Source organism: Quatrionicoccus australiensis, from assembly GCF_020510425.1.
Lineage (GTDB): Bacteria > Pseudomonadota > Gammaproteobacteria > Burkholderiales > Rhodocyclaceae > Azonexus > Azonexus australiensis_A.
Window position 1 is genome coordinate 3,658,748 of record NZ_JAHBAH010000001.1, and the last position, 16,377, is coordinate 3,675,124.

The following is a 16,377-nucleotide window of genomic DNA, read 5'->3' on the forward strand; positions in this document are numbered from 1 at the left end:
AGGTCGCGTAAGCCTGTGGATAAGCTCTGGATGGGTTGCGCAAGTCATTGACTGATTAGTGGTTTTTTTGAATCGCCTAAAAAATGGGCGATTTTCTCGCCTGCGTGGCGCGAACGGTTTATCCCCGTTTTTGTCGGGTAAGTCTGTGGATAAGCTCTGGGTAGATTCGGCAAGGCATTGACGGCACAAGGGTTTTACCGGTTTGCCTGTTTTTTGGGCAGTCGACCGCCTGGATTGCCCATGTCGATTTTGGGCGATGGCAAAATCGATGAGATAACATATAATATATAAGACTTGCGAGCCGGCCTGGGGATGCAACAAGCCGAACCATTTGGTCGCCGCCATTGTCGTAAAATACCCGTTTCCCTAGAGCAACCCTTTACGAAAGGAAGTCGCCGTGCTTGAAGCCTATCGCGCCCACGTAGCAGAGCGTGCAGCCCTCGGTATCCCGCCGCTGCCCCTGTCCAAGCAACAGACCACCGAACTGGTCGGCCTGCTGAAGAATCCGCCGAAGGGCGAAGAAGCCGCTCTGGTCGAGCTGATCACCTACCGCGTTCCGGCCGGTGTCGATGATGCCGCCAAGGTCAAGGCCGAGTTCCTGGCCAAGGTCGCCAAGGGCGAAGAAGCCTGTGCCCTGATCTCCAAGGAAAAGGCTACCGAACTGCTCGGCACCATGCTCGGCGGTTACAACGTCAAGCCGCTGATCGACCTGCTCGCCTGTCCGACCTGCGGCAGCGTCGCTGCTGAAGGCCTGAAGAAGACCCTGCTGGTGTTCGACTTCTTCCACGATGTCGCCGAACTGGCCAAGGCCGGTAACGCCAACGCCAAGGGCGTGATGCAGTCGTGGGCCGACGCCGAGTGGTTCACCTCGCGTCCGGAAGTGCCGGCTTCGCAGAAGCTGACCGTTTTCAAGGTCACCGGCGAAACCAATACCGACGACCTGTCGCCGGCACCGGATGCCTGGTCGCGTCCTGACATCCCGCTGCACGCCCTGGCCATGCTGAAGAATCCGCGTCCGGGTATCGAAGCCGACGAGCCGGGTTCGCGCGGTCCGTTGAAGCAACTGGAAAAGCTGGCTGCCAAGGGCAACCTGATCGCCTACGTCGGTGACGTGGTCGGTACCGGTTCTTCGCGCAAGTCCGCCACCAACTCGGTGCTGTGGTTTACCGGCGAAGACATTCCCTTCGTGCCGAACAAGCGTTTTGGCGGCTTCTGCCTGGGTTCCAAGATTGCCCCGATCTTCTTCAATACCATGGAAGATGCCGGTGCCCTGCCGATCGAAATCGATTGCAGCGCCATGGACATGGGCGACGAGATCGAACTGAAGGTCGATCAGGCAACCGGCAAGGTCACCGCCACCAAGAACGGTGCCGTGATCGCCGAATCGCAACTGAAGACCCTGGTCATCATGGACGAAGTCCGCGCTGGCGGCCGTATCCCCCTGATCATCGGTCGCGGCCTGACCACCAAGGCGCGCGAATTCCTCGGCCTGCCGCAATCCACCCTGTTCCGCCTGCCGCAAAACCCGGCCGACGACGGCAAGGGCTACTCGCTGGCCCAGAAGATGGTTGGCAAGGCCTGCGGCGTGACCGGCATCCTGCCGGGCACCTACTGCGAGCCGAAGATGACCACCGTCGGTTCGCAAGACACCACCGGCCCGATGACCCGCGACGAACTGAAAGACCTGGCCTGCCTCGGCTTCTCCGCCGATCTGGTCATGCAGTCCTTCTGCCACACCGCCGCCTATCCGAAGCTGGTCGACGTCCGCATGCACCGCGAACTGCCGTCCTTCATCTCGACCCGTGGCGGCGTTGCGCTGCGTCCGGGCGACGGCGTTATCCACTCCTGGCTGAACCGCCTGTTGCTGCCGGATACCGTTGGTACCGGTGGTGACTCGCACACCCGTTTCCCGATCGGCATCTCCTTCCCGGCCGGTTCCGGTCTGGTTGCCTTTGCTGCTGCCACCGGCGTCATGCCGCTGGACATGCCGGAATCGGTGCTGGTCCGCTTCAAGGGCAAGATGCAGGATGGCATCACCCTGCGCGACCTGGTTAATGCCATTCCGCTGTACGCCATCAAGGCTGGTCTGCTGACCGTCGAGAAGAAGGGCAAGAAGAACGTCTTCTCCGGCCGCATCCTCGAAATCGAAGGCCTGCCGGATCTGAAGGTCGAACAAGCCTTCGAACTGTCCGACGCCGCCGCCGAGCGTTCCGCCGCCGCCTGTGCGATCGCCCTGAACAAGGAACCGATCGTCGAGTACATGCGTTCGAACATCACCCTGATGAAGTGGATGATCGCCGAAGGCTACGCCGATGCACGCACCCTGAAGCGTCGTATCAAGTCGATGGAAGAGTGGATCGCCAACGGTGAACTGCTCAAGGCTGACGCCAACGCCCAGTACGCCGCGGTCATCGAAATCGACCTGGCCGAAGTCACCGAGCCGATCCTGGCCTGCCCGAACGATCCGGACGACGTCAAGATCCTCTCCGAAGTCGCCGGCGCCAAGATCGACGAAGTCTTCATCGGCTCCTGCATGACCAACATCGGCCACTTCCGTGCCGCCGGCAAGGTCCTCGAAGGCAAGTCCGACATCCCGACCCGTCTGTGGATCGCTCCGCCGACCAAGATGGATGCGCTGATCCTGACCGAAGAAGGCTACTACGGCGTCCTCGGCAAGTCCGGCGCGCGCATGGAAATGCCGGGCTGCTCGCTGTGTATGGGTAACCAGGCACAGATCCGCAAGGGTTCCACGGCGATCTCCACCTCCACCCGCAACTTCCCGAACCGCCTCGGTATCGACACCCAGGTGTACCTCGGTTCCGCCGAACTGGCCGCCATGTGCGCCCTGGCCGGCCGGATCGTGACCGTTGCGGAATACATGGAGCAGATCAAGCTGGTGAACGCCAAGGCCGGTGAAGTCTATCGCTACATGAACTTCGATCAGATCCCGCAATTCGTTGAAATTGCAGCAGAAGTTGAGATGTAACGTCTAAGAATCGCGGTTATTTCAACGCCTGAAAACCCCCGCCGTTACTGGCGGGGGTTTTTGTTTGTAGACAGCAACATATTCAATCGTCATTTAATTGTGGTGGGCTGTTAGTTGGCCAGTGCTGCCTTTGCCGATAAGGCCACTCTCAGGCGGCAACGCGCCGGTAATGTACATTCAACTTGCTGCAGTATCTACCGAAAGCGAGTCAATCCAGGCCGGTGCAGAGGTATTGTAGGTATTGGGTGCGACCGGGGGATGAAACGGTTGGCGAGTGGGCTACGACTGCCGGCCCTCTTAGATTAAAGTCCACATTTTCGCCGTATGACGAATACGAAATGACGGCCGTCAATATCTACTAACCGGGAGGACTCGTCTCGTATGAGTGCTATAACGCCGCATTACCGAACCGTGCAGCAGTTGCTGCAAAGTCAGTCGTTTTCCATTGATGAGTACCAGCGTGAGTACAAATGGGGAAAGGAGAATATCGACGAACTGCTGTCGGATTTGCAGGCAAAGTTTTTTAGCCACTATAAGCAGGGGGACGAGACGCCCTCGGTCAGTGCTTATGGCGAGTATTTCCTTGGTTCGATCATTGTCAGCAAGCGCAGCGGCAAGAACTACCTAATTGACGGCCAGCAGCGAGTGACTTCGCTAACCTTATTGCTGATCTGCCTTTATCGTGCAGCGCAGGCAAACGGTTTGCCGGTGGTTCAAACCATTGCGCCCTTGATCTTTAGCGACAATCTCGGGCAGCCGAAATTCAACCTCGACATTCCGGAACGTCTGCCGGTCATCAAGACGTTGTTTGAGGGGCAGTCGTTTAATCCTGATGGCAAGGATGAGTCCATTCAAACTATGTATGCGCGCTATCAAGACATCACGGACAATGACCTCTTTGACGAGCTAAAGGAAGCGCTGCCGCATTTCATCTATTGGCTACTAACGCGGGTTGGTTTGATTGAAATCGCCACCGACAACGATAGCTATGCCTACGCGATTTTCGAGACGATGAATGACCGGGGTAAGCCATTGAGCCCCGTGGACATGCTTAAAGCCTATCTATTAGCACCCATCGAGGAGGCACAGCCTCGATCAATGGCAAATCAAACCTGGAAGCAAAACGTGCTGGAGTTGATCTCCTGGGGGGGCGAGCACGAGCCAGAGCGCGACGCAAATTGCATCAAGGCATGGCTGCGTGCGCAGTGCGCCGAAAGTATTCGCGAACGGAAAGCAGGTTCCACCGACAAAGATTGGGAACTGATTGGTACGGTTTTTCACCGCTGGGTACGCGATCACAGCGAGCAGTTGGGGTTAGGCAAAGCGGCCGCTAACCTGAAGATGATGGCCGAAAGCTTCCCGTTTTTTGCAAAGGCCTACCGCCGAATTTTGGATGCCAGTAAGCACTTCACTCCGGGGCTGGAGGCGATCTACTACAACGCACACAACGATTTCACGTGGCAGAGCACCGTGCTCTTGGCGTCGCTGTGTGAATCGGACGATGACGAAACAGTAAGGCGAAAACTCGCAGTGACAGCCACCTATCTGGATATCTGGCTGATGCGCCGAGTGGTCAATTACATTCGTGTTGGATACTCCAGTGTCTCCTACGCTATGTGGCTACTTTGCCGCGATATTCGTCGTAAGCCTCTCCCCGAGCTGCAAACGATCCTCGCAAAAAAACTTGCTGACGATGATGTGACCTTTGCGGGTAGCCTGAGCAAGAACCGAAGCGGGATCGACGGCCTGGGATTGAATCAGTTCAGCCGCCGCTACATCTATCACTTGCTGGCGCGCATCACTGCGGCGACAGAAGCGGGCTCCGGGCGAACTCAATCATTCGATAAGTTAGTGGTTCGTGACGTCAAGAATCCATTTGATATCGAGCATATCTGGGCCGACAACTACGACGATGTGAAATCACTTTTCGCAAGCGAAACGGAATTCCAGGAGTGGAGAGATCATGTGGCGTCGTTGTTGCTCCTGCCGGCCGATGTGAATCGCAGTCTGCAAGATAAGCCCTACGAACAAAAGCGGCCTCACTATGCCAAACAGAACTTCTATGCGGCAAGTCTCGACGCTGGTGCCTACCAACATCAGCCTCAGTTCCTTCAGTTTGCGGATGCCAATCAGCTACCTTTCGAATCATTTGACAATTTCACCAAGAGTGAGCAGCTAAAACGACGAAAGCTCGTTGCGGCGCTAGTTGAATTGGTGTGGTCGCCATCGCGTTTGAGCGAGATTTGGTGAGCCTGGAATTCAACGGATAGGGCGGTGAGCGTAGACCGGGGAATCGAGCGTGTCCTGAATTTTGTGTAAAGCAGCCATTGCGATTGGCTGCGAGGAAAGACTGTTTCGGCCGAGCACCGGAAGGTCTGTTGCTGGCGATTAAAAGTAAACGCAAAGGCATTCAATATCACTGAACAGCTGAACATCGAAGCATGGGGTGACTTTGGGACTACATCTGGTTCAACGGAATCGGAGCAGTATCTAGTTCGCTTGGCGCGAAGAGCTTTCCTGTCACTATGGAGTTACCCCAATGTTTATACAGATGAGGGCCGCCGAGGTAAAGGCGACGGTAAAGAGCTTTGCGATCTCTTAATCGTATTCGGAAATGACGTTCTGATCTTTTCCGACAAGCATTGTGAATTCATTCCTCACAACGACATCAACGTAGCCTGGAGTCGATGGTACAAGCGTGCGGTAGAGAAGTCAGCGCGTCAATTGGCTGGAGCTGAAGCATGGCTAAACCGATTCCCCGATCGAGTCTTCCTCGACTGTTCATGCAAGATACCTCTACCAATCAGGCTACCTGACGTTAGCGATAGGCGAGTGCACTTGATCGCAGTCACACGTGGGTCAAGTGAACACGTAAAGGCATATTGGGGTGGGGGCAGTTCCGGTAGCCTGATGCTCGACACTCAGTTGGTACTTAGTGACCATCGTACGTCCCCATTTCGGGTGGGGTGGATCCTTCCAAACCGAAGGTTCGTCCACGTTTTCGACGAAACCACACTAGACATCCTACTTGGAGAATTAGATACAGTCTCCGACTTTGTTGCTTATCTGACTCAGAAGCATGAGCGACTAACAAAACCGGGAACACATTTTCTTATTCCCGGCGAGGAGGAACTTGTGGCGCTTTATTTACGAAGCTTTAATCCCGTTCAGAGCCACCATTTCTTACCGGAAGTGCCCTCGGACGCTTTCGTTGTCATGCGTGAGGGTGATTGGACAAAGCTCCTAGCGAGCAAGCCCTACCAGACCAGACGCAGGGAAAATGCAATCAGCTATCTCTGGGATGAACTAATCGAATTTCAAAATCAACACATTATCTCGGGAACTGCGTCATCTCTCTTTGGCGATGCGTCGCCCGCAATGTACGAGCGCGTAATGCGATCCATGGCTGAAGAAGATAGGCTGACACGACGTACTCTTGGCGCAAGTATTGACCGGGCAAGAAGCGTCAATAAAAAGGGAAAACGATTTACGCGTACCGTTCTATGTGGTCAAAAGGGCCGGCGCGCATATGTAATCATGTCGCTACCCCGGGAGCCAGAATGCGGCTATGAGGAATACCAGAAACTTAGGAGGGGAGACCTCCTCCTGTACTCATACGGCTGCAAGCTACGATTCCAAAATGTTGTCGAGGTGGTCGGTATCGGATTTGAACCTAGCAAAGAGGATAGCTTTTCCGTTGACTATTTCCTCGCGACATTCGAACAGGCTCCCCTGGATGACGACTTTGCGGAAGAAATTCGGCAAAGGCTGGCCGACGCTGAGATGTGGAAACCTGAGCAGACAAAATTTCAGGTGCTCCGTAAAGCCCCCTTTCCAGCGAATCTTTCCATAGCTGAGCGTATTTCTGGACGACTTAGGTCCATGTTCAGGAGGGTATTTGGCGATTTGCTGTAGGGATGAGTCGACGTCCCCCCGTTTTCAGTAGCAGAGGGCTTTAGAGTCCGGGGGTAATTTACCTGATTTCTGGGTGAGTGATTTTGCATAGGCTGCGGGCGTCAAACCGCCCAGGGATTTTTTCGGTCGCTCCTCGTTGTACTCGCGGCGCCAGCCTTCGATGACGACCTGGGCATGGCGCAGGCTGGTGAACCAGTGCTCATTCAGGCATTCATCCCGGAAACGCCCATTGAACGATTCGATATAGGCGTTCTGATTCGGCTTGCCTGGCTCAATGAGAAAGAGTTGGACGCCACGGGCATGCGCCCAGGTCAGCATGGCCCGACTACAGAACTCCTTGCCGTTATCCGTCCGAATGGCCTTGGGCAAGCCTCGCGTCTTGGCCAACTGATCGAGCGTTCGGGTGAGTTGCATGCCGCCGATTGCGCGTTCCGGAACAATCGCGACCGCTTCATGCGTCGCATCGTCGACAACGGTCAGGCTTTTGATGACTCGCCCTTCCGCCGTCCGGTCGAACACGAAATCCATTGACCAGACCTGATTGGCGGCCGAAGGGCGCTCTAGTGGGTGACGATCCGACACCGGAATCTTCTTCCGCTTTCGCCTTCTCACTTGCAGACCGGCCTCGGCGTAGAGCCGATCCACCCGCTTGTGATTCACCACCAGGCCGGCCTGCCGCAGCTTCAAGTAGATCATCCCGGCACCGTAGCGCCGATGACGTTGGGCGAGCGTGACGATCTGCTCCTTCAAAGCAGCATTGCGATCCGCCGCCGGCTGGTAACGGAATGAACTCGGACTCATGCCAACGAACCGCAATGACTTTCGCTCGCTGAGCCCCTCGTCGATCAGGTAGCGCACCAGATCACGTCGTGACGGTGCGCTCACCACTTTTTTCGCAGAGCTTCCTTAGCGATCTCGTTTTCCAGCATCGTTTCGGCCAACAGCTTCTTCAAGCGCGTGTTTTCCGTTTCGAGCTCCTTGAGCCGCTTAGCGTCCGACACGCTCATTCCGCCAAACTTGCTGCGCCAGAGGTAGTAGCTTGCCTCTGAGAAGGCGTGCTTGCGGCACAACTCCGCTATCGGCATTCCTGCTTCTGCTTCCCGCAGGAAGCCAATGATCTGTTCTTCGGTGAATCGCTTCTTCATGTCCAATCTCCTTGTCGTGGTGAATTGGACTCTAAAGTCAGGCGCTACTCAATTCCGGGGGGACGTCGAACGTATAGAGTGACGTCGCGTAATCGGTATTGACCACCGGGGCCGCCTTGGATGCAATACTCTCCATAGGCAGGATGCACCATAACAAGGAACGGAAATCCTCCCCATCTCTGTGGTTCGGCTTTAGCCAAGGCATTCTGGTTGTAATACTTGCTTGATCGCTTGATCGCTTGATCGCTTGATCGTTGCGTAAAGCTGCTGTCCTTTAGCGACCATTTCTTTCTTGCGGTGATCGTGTTCAGTAGCTTTCGTTCTGCCAACGTCGGTACACATGTCTAAGATGTCCATTTAACTTTCCTAACAGCGGTAGATACCGCTCCATGATTGGGCGAGCCGGGCAGCCAAGTGATGTCTGGCTGCCCGTCGGTTTAGATGAATGAAGTGAGCTGCTGCACTCAGATCGCTAGGGTGTTGCCAGATTTAGCCTCAAGTAATAGTTCTTCGTCGGTTACCAGGAGCTCGGCAATTACGTTGTCCAGGTTGCTCGCTTGGTATGCATTCTTGAAGCGGCGACTATTGCAAAGTTGCAGTGCGAAGATTCGGCAGATGTAACGGACGTCATCGTTCCAAGGAGCTCTTCCTTTATTCATTCGGCGAACCGACTCGAATTGAACTCCCAGCGCACGGCGCAATCCCCAGTGAGCGGCATCACAAAAGTCGACGTCCATTTTTTCCGCCAGAATCTCGATCTGGTCGTATAGCAGCCAGTCCTCTGCGGATTTTTTGTCGAATGAAAGCTTGATGAGCGGCTTTCTCATACAAGCCAATGTCATCCAGTCAATTTGGAGGAAAAATGCCGGGGGTTTCATCCCGCACAATGGAAGGATGTCTTTTTCATCCATGGGCTTGGTCGGGATAGTCAGAGCTTCTTTCTTCATTGATATTTTCCTTGTCATTAAGGGATGGTGCAGTGATAGAAGGGACGGATTTAGGGCGAAGTTGGTGTCCAACGCTGCCGCAGTACATGCCGGTCGCTGATTCGCGGTAATGGCCTGCCTCTAGGGAAACGGCGAGCATTGCCTTTTTGTGTTCCAGCCTGTCTGTAGGCAGGATTCCGTGGTTCTTTATGGGGGCTGCTACACCGGCGTAGTAAGCGTATTCATCCTGTAGAAATCCGTGACGGAGTCCGTGCGCCGTTACACCCAGTTCTTCCCTGGTGGCGCCTAGCTGACCCATCAAGTAGTAAAAATGGGATTGGGCCTGGCGCCATGTCTTATCAGGCCAGCGCATTTGGGCATTTAGCTGCTTGCCGACAATTTCCTTGGCTCGATCAACGATTTCCCGTTGCCGTTCGGTACGGATCGGGATCATTCGATGCTTCCCACCTTTGGTGCCGTCGGTGATGTAGAGGTGATCTTGGCCTAGTGCGGTTGCTCGCCAAGGACGCAGCTCGAGTGACTCCTTTGCACGAAGACCAAAGTAGCGTTGCAACTGGAGGAGGGCAGCGAGGCGTGGGTCAAGCTGGCCGGCATTTTGAATGAACTTGTCCACATCGATTCCCTGTGCTTCCCACGACAAGTCTTCGGTGGCTGCGGTTTTCCGGACGAGATGCTCACGGCCGCCGGCATAAACCCCGATGTCCTCGATCATTCCTTCTTTGTCGATCCATCTGCAGAAAGAACGCAAGTTCGAAAACAAGCCGTGAATGGACTTCGCGGCCAGTCCTTTTTCCATCCAATGGGTGAATACTGCCTGCACATGCTTCGGTTTCAGATGAGTCGGACTTTCTAGGCGATATCCGAGTTGGCGAAGCTGGGCAAATATCAGCCGCAGGTTGCCGCGACGCTCGCGGCGGGTTTTCCGGCTGCTGTCTCGCGGAATGTCGCGAAGGCGAGAGTGATTTTTCTGATTGTTGTGATTGATAATCCGATCCAACTCATCCCTGAAACGCTTGGGTAATAGTTGGTCCGCAAGGGAGGTTCTACTCATTTCCGTCCCTCCCTGACATCCATTAAAACTTTGTTCTGGTGAAAAGCAGGTTTTAAAAACTGCACGTATCCCAGTAATGGTGCGGGAAGTGATGTATGTCTGGTTTTTCCGTTCATTTGTTTGAATTAGGCGAGAATGTGGGCAAAGACGTGTCCTGTTGTGGCAAGCGGCCCAGCGCCGCCAACGCGGAAGCGATTCCAGCTTTCGCATCGCCAAACGATTCGGCTTGTTGTTTCTGCTTTTGCGCATCAGAAATGCGAGATGCCTTGCGATTGGCGGCCGCGATTTGACGCTCAATTTCCTTTTGGACCAGCCCCGGGACTGGCTCCTTGTTTCGCTCTTCAACGACCTTAATGGCATTGGCGATCTGTGCTGGTTGGTACATCAACTCGAGCTGAGTCGCGCGCTCTGGGTCTGTAGGAGTAAAGGTCACGATGCCGCTTGGGCGCCGAATCCGTATTTTTTCTGCAGCAGAAGAAATTGGATTTGCTGCTGCTGTTGCAGTTGGCAGGCAATGTTCCTGTTTTAAAAGGGATTGCGATTCTTGCCTCGGCGGAGTCTGGTCAGGCTCAAGCCAAGGAGCTGCTTTCAGCACTGCGTTGCCCAAAGCACTTGAACTAATTTTTAGAAATTCTCTTTTGGCGATCTGGACGCCATGCCCGCGAAACGTATGGAAGCGGAACCAGTCGGCAATAAAGAATTGGAATCGATCAAAATCACCGACCAGAAGTTTCTCTCCACACAACGTCTTGATTCCTGTTTGAAGTGCAGCAGGATCCAAACCGAGTGTTGCCGCCAGCGGTCTGAGGGGGATTTCGGCAACTCCGATCAAGTTCGTGTAGCGCCCACCCCAGAATCCCATTCCAAGAATGAGCTTGATTTCGGGTAGCAAGCCGGAGACGCGCGGCCAGTCGAGCAGATTGGTCGGTATGATTGATTTCTCCCTCATGATTTACAGCTTCAAACCACCCGTGGTGGGTTGGAGGGAGAAGGGAAAAACTCCAAATCCAGGTGCTTCAGTTGGTGTCGCCATCCTTTACTCCATGCGTCGAAAAATTGTTTTTTTATGCTGATCGACGGACGGGGTGACGGCAATGCAGGAATGCAGTCGAAAAACCGGGGTTAGACGTAGGAATGGATAAATTCAGTCAGTTTTTTGGCCAGGATGATCAAAAAACCGAACGGAACATTGATCCGGTGTTTTAGCTAGCGTTGTGGCAGATTTCTTTGAGTTCGAGTCCATTCCTACGCCTAACCCCCCATTTTTTGCTGCATTTGTCGATGGTCGAGGCGGAAGTCGGTCGTGATAATTCAATACATGGCTTGATACAGATAAATCAGATCGAGCAGGCTCAATTCCTTAGACTTCCTGAAGTCGGTAGCGACTTGTTAAATGCAAGGTGAATTTATGACCCTCAACACAGCATCGCCAGAAGAGTTAAAACTGATTACTGGCCTACAGCGGCCATCAGCAATTTGCCGCTTCCTTTCCGAACACCGGATTCCTTATCTCACCGGAGCGGATGGCTGGCCTCGTGTTCTCAGCGCAATCATCATGGAGCGAATGGGGGGTAAGCTGGCTCCTGCCTCCGTAGAGCCGCAATTGAGACTGCGGAATGGCTAGATCGCTGCCTCGGTGGATGCACGAAAAGCATGGGGCCTACTATCTTGTTCGTCGGAACAAGTGGCATCGCTTGGCGGGTAATCTGCATGACGCATTGGTTGAGTATGCTCGGCTGACTTCAGGTGGTGCCCAAGGTGCGCTGGGCGAGTTGGTCAGCAAGGCATTGAACGATATGAAGTTGACCGTGGCCAGCAGCACCTTCAAAAATTACACAACTTGCTCCAGACGGGTGCTCGAGGCATTCGCGGAGTTCAATCCGCAGCAAATCAGGCCGCATCATGTGGCTCGTTTCCTGGATGACAACAAGTCGACGCCGAGCATGGCCAACCTGTTGCGGTCCTTTCTGAAGGGCGTATTCCAGCGGGCTGTCAGATGGGGAGTCGTTGATTCAAACCCTGTGCGGGACATCGATCAATTCAAGACTGGTAAGCGGGACCGTTACATCACCTCTGACGAATACAAACGGATACGTGACAACGCTACGCTGACATTAGCTTGCCTGATGGATTTGGCCTACATCACTGGCCAGAGAATGGGTGATTGCCGGCACATTCGCTATGCCGACATCAGCGAAGCGGGTGTGTATGTGAAACAGCAAAAGACAGGGGCGAGGGTGTTGATCGCGATGACGCCTGACCTGGAGGAGGTCATCTCGAGGGCAAAGATGCTTCATCAGTCAGTCAAAGGGCTGACCTTGTTTCATAAGCGGGATGGCGCACCAATTCCCTACGGAACGCTGTACCACCAGTGGCGAAAGGCTTGCGATTTGGCAAAAGTCGAAAATGCCAACTTCCACGATATCAGGGCGGCGGCAGCTACTGATGCGAAGGCGCAAGGGTTGGATAGCATGACGCTCCTTGGACACACCACTGAAAGCAGCCACAAACGGTATCTTCGCAGTAAGGAGACCAAGGTTGCGATGCCAAACCGAGCTCGGAAATCATAATTACGCTCGGTTTTGAGCCTCTCACACTGTTACCAGAGTCGCTGATGGAGCGCTATCGGGTTTGGTTTATGACCGATGGCGATATTTGTGATTTATCGCCATTAACAATATTTGCGTTTTATTGCCTTTGGCGATAAAGTTAAGATATCGCCATTACCGATATCCGAGGCACGCATGTCTTTACTAACCTCGTTAACTACTATTCACACACCGGAGCAGTTGGGCGCCATCTTGCGGGACCAGCGCCGCGCGAAGAAGATGTCGCAAAGTCAAGTTGCGACACGCCTTAACATCGGCCAGAGTTGGTTCTCTGAGTTGGAGCAGAACCCGGCGGAGCTTAATCTGGCCCGACTGCTGGTGCTCGCAAAAACGCTGGGGCTGGAAGTGATGCTCCGCGCGCAGGAGGCGAGCCCCAGCAGCACACCAGGCGAGGATTGGTGATGGGGCGCAAGTCACATCAGCGGGTCTTGGCGCTTTGGATGAATGGCAGCCGGGTAGCGTACTGGACGATATCGCAAAATGGCTACGATCAATTGCGATACGACGAGGAATGGCTGCAGTCTGAGCGCCTGCGACCGCTGTCGTTGTCGCTACCGCTGCAAACCAGCGTCATCCGGAGTTCGGCAGTAGGGGCATATTTTGACAACCTGCTGCCGGACAGCGACCCGATCCGCAAACGGTTGCAGGCACGGTTCGGGACCGCAACGCGAGGCGCTTTCGATTTGCTGGAAGCGATCGGCCAGGACTGCGTGGGTGCGGTCCAACTGATGCCCTTGGGCAGCGAACCAAGCGATTACCGAAAAACAGAAGCTACGCCCCTGACCGAGGCCGAGGTGGCGCAGGTGCTACGCGACACGATCCTGCCCAGTGGCGGAATCCACCGTGAGGATCAAGCGAATTTTCGTATCTCGATTGCGGGTGCGCAGGAAAAAACTGCGCTGACCTTGATTGACGGCCAGTGGTGCCTGCCTCACGGGGCCACACCGACGACGCACATCTTCAAATTGCCCCTGGGCCTGGTCGGTGCGCGCAAAGCAGATATGCGCACGTCAGTGGAAAACGAGTGGCTGTGCGCTCAGTTGCTGGATTTGTTCGGCATTCCGGTCGCCGAGACTGCGATGGCGATGTTCGAAGATCAAAAGGCACTACTGGTTACCCGCTTTGACCGCCAGCGGATGGCGGAGGGATACTGGCTGCGATTGCCACAGGAAGATTTTTGCCAGGCACTCGGCTGTCAGAGTGCGCTGAAGTACGAAAGCGATGGTGGGCCTGGGCACGCGGAAATCGTCGAAAAACTGGTGTATTCGCGCAATGGCCGAGACCTCGAGACCTTTTTCCGTACGCAGGTCCTGTTTTGGATGTTGGCGGCAACAGATGGCCACGCCAAAAACTTCTCGATCCGGCTGCTACCGGGTTCGGCGTACGAAATGACGCCGATGTACGACGTGCTTTCTGCATGGCCGGTGACCGGGCAGGGGGCCAATTTGCTTAACTACAAAGAGCTCAAGCTGGCAATGGCGCTCCGCAGCACGAATGCACACTACCAGCTGGAAACGGTACAGGCCAGGCATTTTGTGCACTTGGCGGCGCGGTGCCGTATTCCGCGTGATCCCGCAATACGGCTTATCGAGGAGCTGATCTCGATGACGCCGAGCGTGGTTGATAAGGCAGGGGCATCGCTGACCGATGGGTACCCAATGGATGTGTTTGAGGCTATCACCAAGGGGCTTCAGTGGTCGGCGGATCGTCTTGGTAAGAGCCTTGCGCTAGGTGTTTAGTCCCGCGGTGCGCTGGATCGGATTGATCCGGGTGTCCGGAATTTTGTGTAAAGCCGCCGTCGATTTCCACGCGCACGACAGTCCGCAATGGCCGAGAACCGGTAATCCGCCTGCGGTGGCTCTTCGGCCAATCCTGCCGTTTAGCATCAAGCCCGAATCAGGCGGCAATACGTCAGATAGCCGACATGGTTACTGGTCATGAAGGATGCTCGGAGAAGTTATTGGAAAGAATCTGCTGTTTAAGCTCCTGCTGGCACTCTGATCCGTAGCTCCGCCAATCGAGGACATAAGGATAATCGATCCCCCCAAATGGCTGTTTCTCGCGCGGTGGGGACATCGCGAGCTTAGCCCCCCGCTCTGCCCACTCCTCGGCGCGCGCCCAGTCACCGATCCGAAGCGCCAAGCGAGCGGCCTGCCAGAGCGGTTCTGCGCGGCCTTCCGCTTGGGATGCACTCATGTAAGCCGCGAACGCTCGCTCGACATCTCCGAGGTTTTCCCAGGCCTCGCCTTCCATGCGTAATGCTTCGCCACGATGAAAACGATATGCTTTGAGGACCTCGCTCATGATGTCTTTAGCGTCTGAAAAATTGACGCAGTTGCTCCGTATCTTCCTTCGTCCACCCATAGCGTCCCAAGACAAGCTGAGCCCCCCCGCCTAAGCGGACCTCGGCACAAAATCGTTCCATCCACTCGCGCGAAACCGTTACGCCAGACGCCTCATAATCAGTCAATATCAGATCCTCTGATACACCCAAAAGCAGCCCGACCAGGGCGACAAAAATCCCCGTGCGATCCATGCCAGCTTTGCAATGAACCACCGTCGGTGGAGCATCGCCGTTCAGGCTTCGTAAGGCTTCCACAAACGCGTGCGAATATTTTTCAAGCACAGGGAAGTAACACAGTTCTTTGGGGTGCTCAGTGCCTAGCGTCCGCCCACCTGGGCAACCGACCGGGAACCGACGGTAGTCCAGTCCAACCAACGTATCTTGGGTATATGCCGGACCTTCACTTTCTTTATCCACCCGCAAATCCACGATTCGACCAATACGATTGGCCCGCAGCCACTGATTCAAAAATGGCTCTTCCTGCCACCGACTCAGTACGCTCGCCCGAAACAAGCGCCCCTTCGTTAATGAATGCCCGAGCCAAACTCCGACGTCGCGCACGTTATACATTGCATCGCGAGTCCGTACCGAATCGAGGAAATTACTGAGTGATTCGATATCCACATCTAACTTCTGTGGCCCATGCACGAGTTCACCCACAAATTTGAGAAACTGCTGCTGGAGGCGAAGCTTCGCTTGATTGCCCTGCTTCAAGTCCATCGGAGCGTTTAACGCTACAAAGGTGGCACGCTCCCATTCGGCCAAGAGGGTGTTTGTTAATTGTGGGGTGAGATACAGTCGTGGCAATCCATTCCGCGAAATTGCCACCAGTCGAGCCAGACGCTGAAGCGCGAGATTGTAATGAAAGTAAAACGCATAGGCATCGCTGCGTGAATGCGAACGTGAGGCCGCCTCAAAAGCCTCAATGAATTTTTCGATCTCCTCATGCGAGCGCCTGACTGGATCGATAGTGAGTTGTGCTGATGCCCGTAACGCCAGCGGACGCCCCGCTCCATCGCGATCAAAAGCGAGAACCAGACGCGGCTGTGGAACCTCTGGACAGTCTGCCAGCCAAAAAAGCTCTGCTTCTGTCGTCGCCCAAGATACATCTACCCTTCGCAGACTATCGCCGACAAAGAACGTCGCTCGACCGGCACTCGAAGTGAGACCAAGCGAAAGACGCACGTCGCCGATCATGCGTGCGAGTGTTTCCCAGTTGGGAGTGGTACGCGGTTCGAACAGCACCGCGACATCCAAGTCGGAATCTGCCTTTTCTTTTTTGATCGAGTAAGAGCCATACCAAAATAGGGCGCGCACGAGCGTCTCCTGTTTTGCCCACTCTAGTATCTTTTCCTGCGCTGAGATAAGTTCGTTCATGAG

At 54.8% G+C, this 16,377-nt stretch carries 14 protein-coding genes; 7 read left to right on the plus strand and 7 right to left on the minus strand.

What is annotated here, in order from left to right; translation table 11 throughout:
* The first annotated feature begins 397 nt into the window (after positions 1-397).
* The 3 genes from acnB to KIG99_RS17475 all read left to right on the plus strand — a co-directional run bounded on the left by acnB (position 398) and on the right by KIG99_RS17475 (position 6,901).
* On the plus strand, positions 398-2,986 hold the full coding sequence (gene acnB / locus KIG99_RS17465) for a bifunctional aconitate hydratase 2/2-methylisocitrate dehydratase (RefSeq protein ID WP_226461315.1): 2,589 nt from the start codon (positions 398-400) through the stop codon (positions 2,984-2,986).
* Positions 2,987-3,397: 411 nt separating this feature from the next.
* Positions 3,398-5,236, plus strand: coding sequence for a DUF262 domain-containing protein (locus KIG99_RS17470; RefSeq protein WP_226461316.1), 1,839 nt, complete (start codon positions 3,398-3,400; stop codon positions 5,234-5,236).
* A 660-nt stretch (positions 5,237-5,896) separates the two neighbouring features.
* Complete coding sequence (locus tag KIG99_RS17475) at positions 5,897-6,901, plus strand: hypothetical protein (RefSeq protein ID WP_226461317.1); 1,005 nt, start codon at positions 5,897-5,899, stop codon at positions 6,899-6,901.
* A 24-nt stretch (positions 6,902-6,925) separates the two neighbouring features.
* On the opposite strand, the gene KIG99_RS17480 is transcribed toward KIG99_RS17475, so the two are convergent.
* The 5 genes from KIG99_RS17480 to KIG99_RS17500 form a co-directional block, all read right to left on the minus strand.
* Positions 6,926-8,046 (minus strand): IS3 family transposase gene (locus KIG99_RS17480; RefSeq protein ID WP_226458267.1). Its coding sequence is split into 2 segments (ribosomal slippage): positions 6,926-7,794 and positions 7,794-8,046, totalling 1,122 coding nucleotides; the frame shifts between segments, so codons are not numbered across the junction.
* A 192-nt stretch (positions 8,047-8,238) separates the two neighbouring features.
* Positions 8,239-8,403, minus strand: a complete 165-nt coding sequence (locus KIG99_RS17485) for a hypothetical protein (protein WP_226461318.1) — start codon at positions 8,401-8,403, stop codon at positions 8,239-8,241.
* 107 nt (positions 8,404-8,510) lie between these two features.
* Positions 8,511-8,993 (minus strand): hypothetical protein, encoded by a 483-nt coding sequence (locus tag KIG99_RS17490; protein ID WP_226461319.1) that lies wholly within the window; start codon positions 8,991-8,993, stop codon positions 8,511-8,513.
* Positions 8,950-10,044: a tyrosine-type recombinase/integrase gene (locus KIG99_RS17495; RefSeq protein WP_226461320.1), complete on the minus strand. Its 1,095-nt coding sequence runs from the start codon at positions 10,042-10,044 to the stop codon at positions 8,950-8,952. Before KIG99_RS17495 ends, KIG99_RS17490 begins: the two co-directional genes overlap by 44 nt.
* A gap of 112 nt (positions 10,045-10,156) precedes the next feature.
* Entirely contained in the window at positions 10,157-10,993 is an 837-nt protein-coding gene (locus KIG99_RS17500; protein ID WP_226461321.1) for a hypothetical protein, read from the minus strand.
* A 459-nt stretch (positions 10,994-11,452) separates the two neighbouring features.
* Between KIG99_RS17500 and KIG99_RS20910 the strand changes: the two genes are divergently transcribed.
* The 4 genes from KIG99_RS20910 (at position 11,453) to KIG99_RS17520 (ending at position 14,392) form a co-directional block, all read left to right on the plus strand.
* Positions 11,453-11,668 (plus strand): DUF4224 domain-containing protein, encoded by a 216-nt coding sequence (locus KIG99_RS20910; RefSeq protein WP_226461322.1) that lies wholly within the window; start codon positions 11,453-11,455, stop codon positions 11,666-11,668.
* Positions 11,661-12,614 (plus strand): tyrosine-type recombinase/integrase, encoded by a 954-nt coding sequence (locus tag KIG99_RS17510; RefSeq protein ID WP_226461323.1) that lies wholly within the window; start codon positions 11,661-11,663, stop codon positions 12,612-12,614. The genes KIG99_RS20910 and KIG99_RS17510 overlap by 8 nt, the downstream gene beginning before the upstream one ends.
* Before the next feature lie 174 nt (positions 12,615-12,788).
* Positions 12,789-13,055, plus strand: a complete 267-nt coding sequence (locus KIG99_RS17515; RefSeq protein ID WP_226461324.1) for a helix-turn-helix domain-containing protein — start codon at positions 12,789-12,791, stop codon at positions 13,053-13,055.
* Entirely contained in the window at positions 13,055-14,392 is a 1,338-nt protein-coding gene (locus tag KIG99_RS17520; protein WP_226461325.1) for a type II toxin-antitoxin system HipA family toxin, read from the plus strand. Before KIG99_RS17515 ends, KIG99_RS17520 begins: the two co-directional genes overlap by 1 nt.
* Before the next feature lie 196 nt (positions 14,393-14,588).
* Here the strand turns inward: KIG99_RS17520 and KIG99_RS17525 are convergent, their stop codons facing one another.
* Complete coding sequence (locus KIG99_RS17525; RefSeq protein WP_226461326.1) at positions 14,589-14,957, minus strand: tetratricopeptide repeat protein; 369 nt, start codon at positions 14,955-14,957, stop codon at positions 14,589-14,591.
* A gap of 7 nt (positions 14,958-14,964) precedes the next feature.
* On the minus strand, positions 14,965-16,374 hold the full coding sequence (locus tag KIG99_RS17530; RefSeq protein ID WP_226461327.1) for a tyrosine-protein phosphatase: 1,410 nt from the start codon (positions 16,372-16,374) through the stop codon (positions 14,965-14,967).
* Between the last annotated feature and the right edge of the window lie 3 nt (positions 16,375-16,377).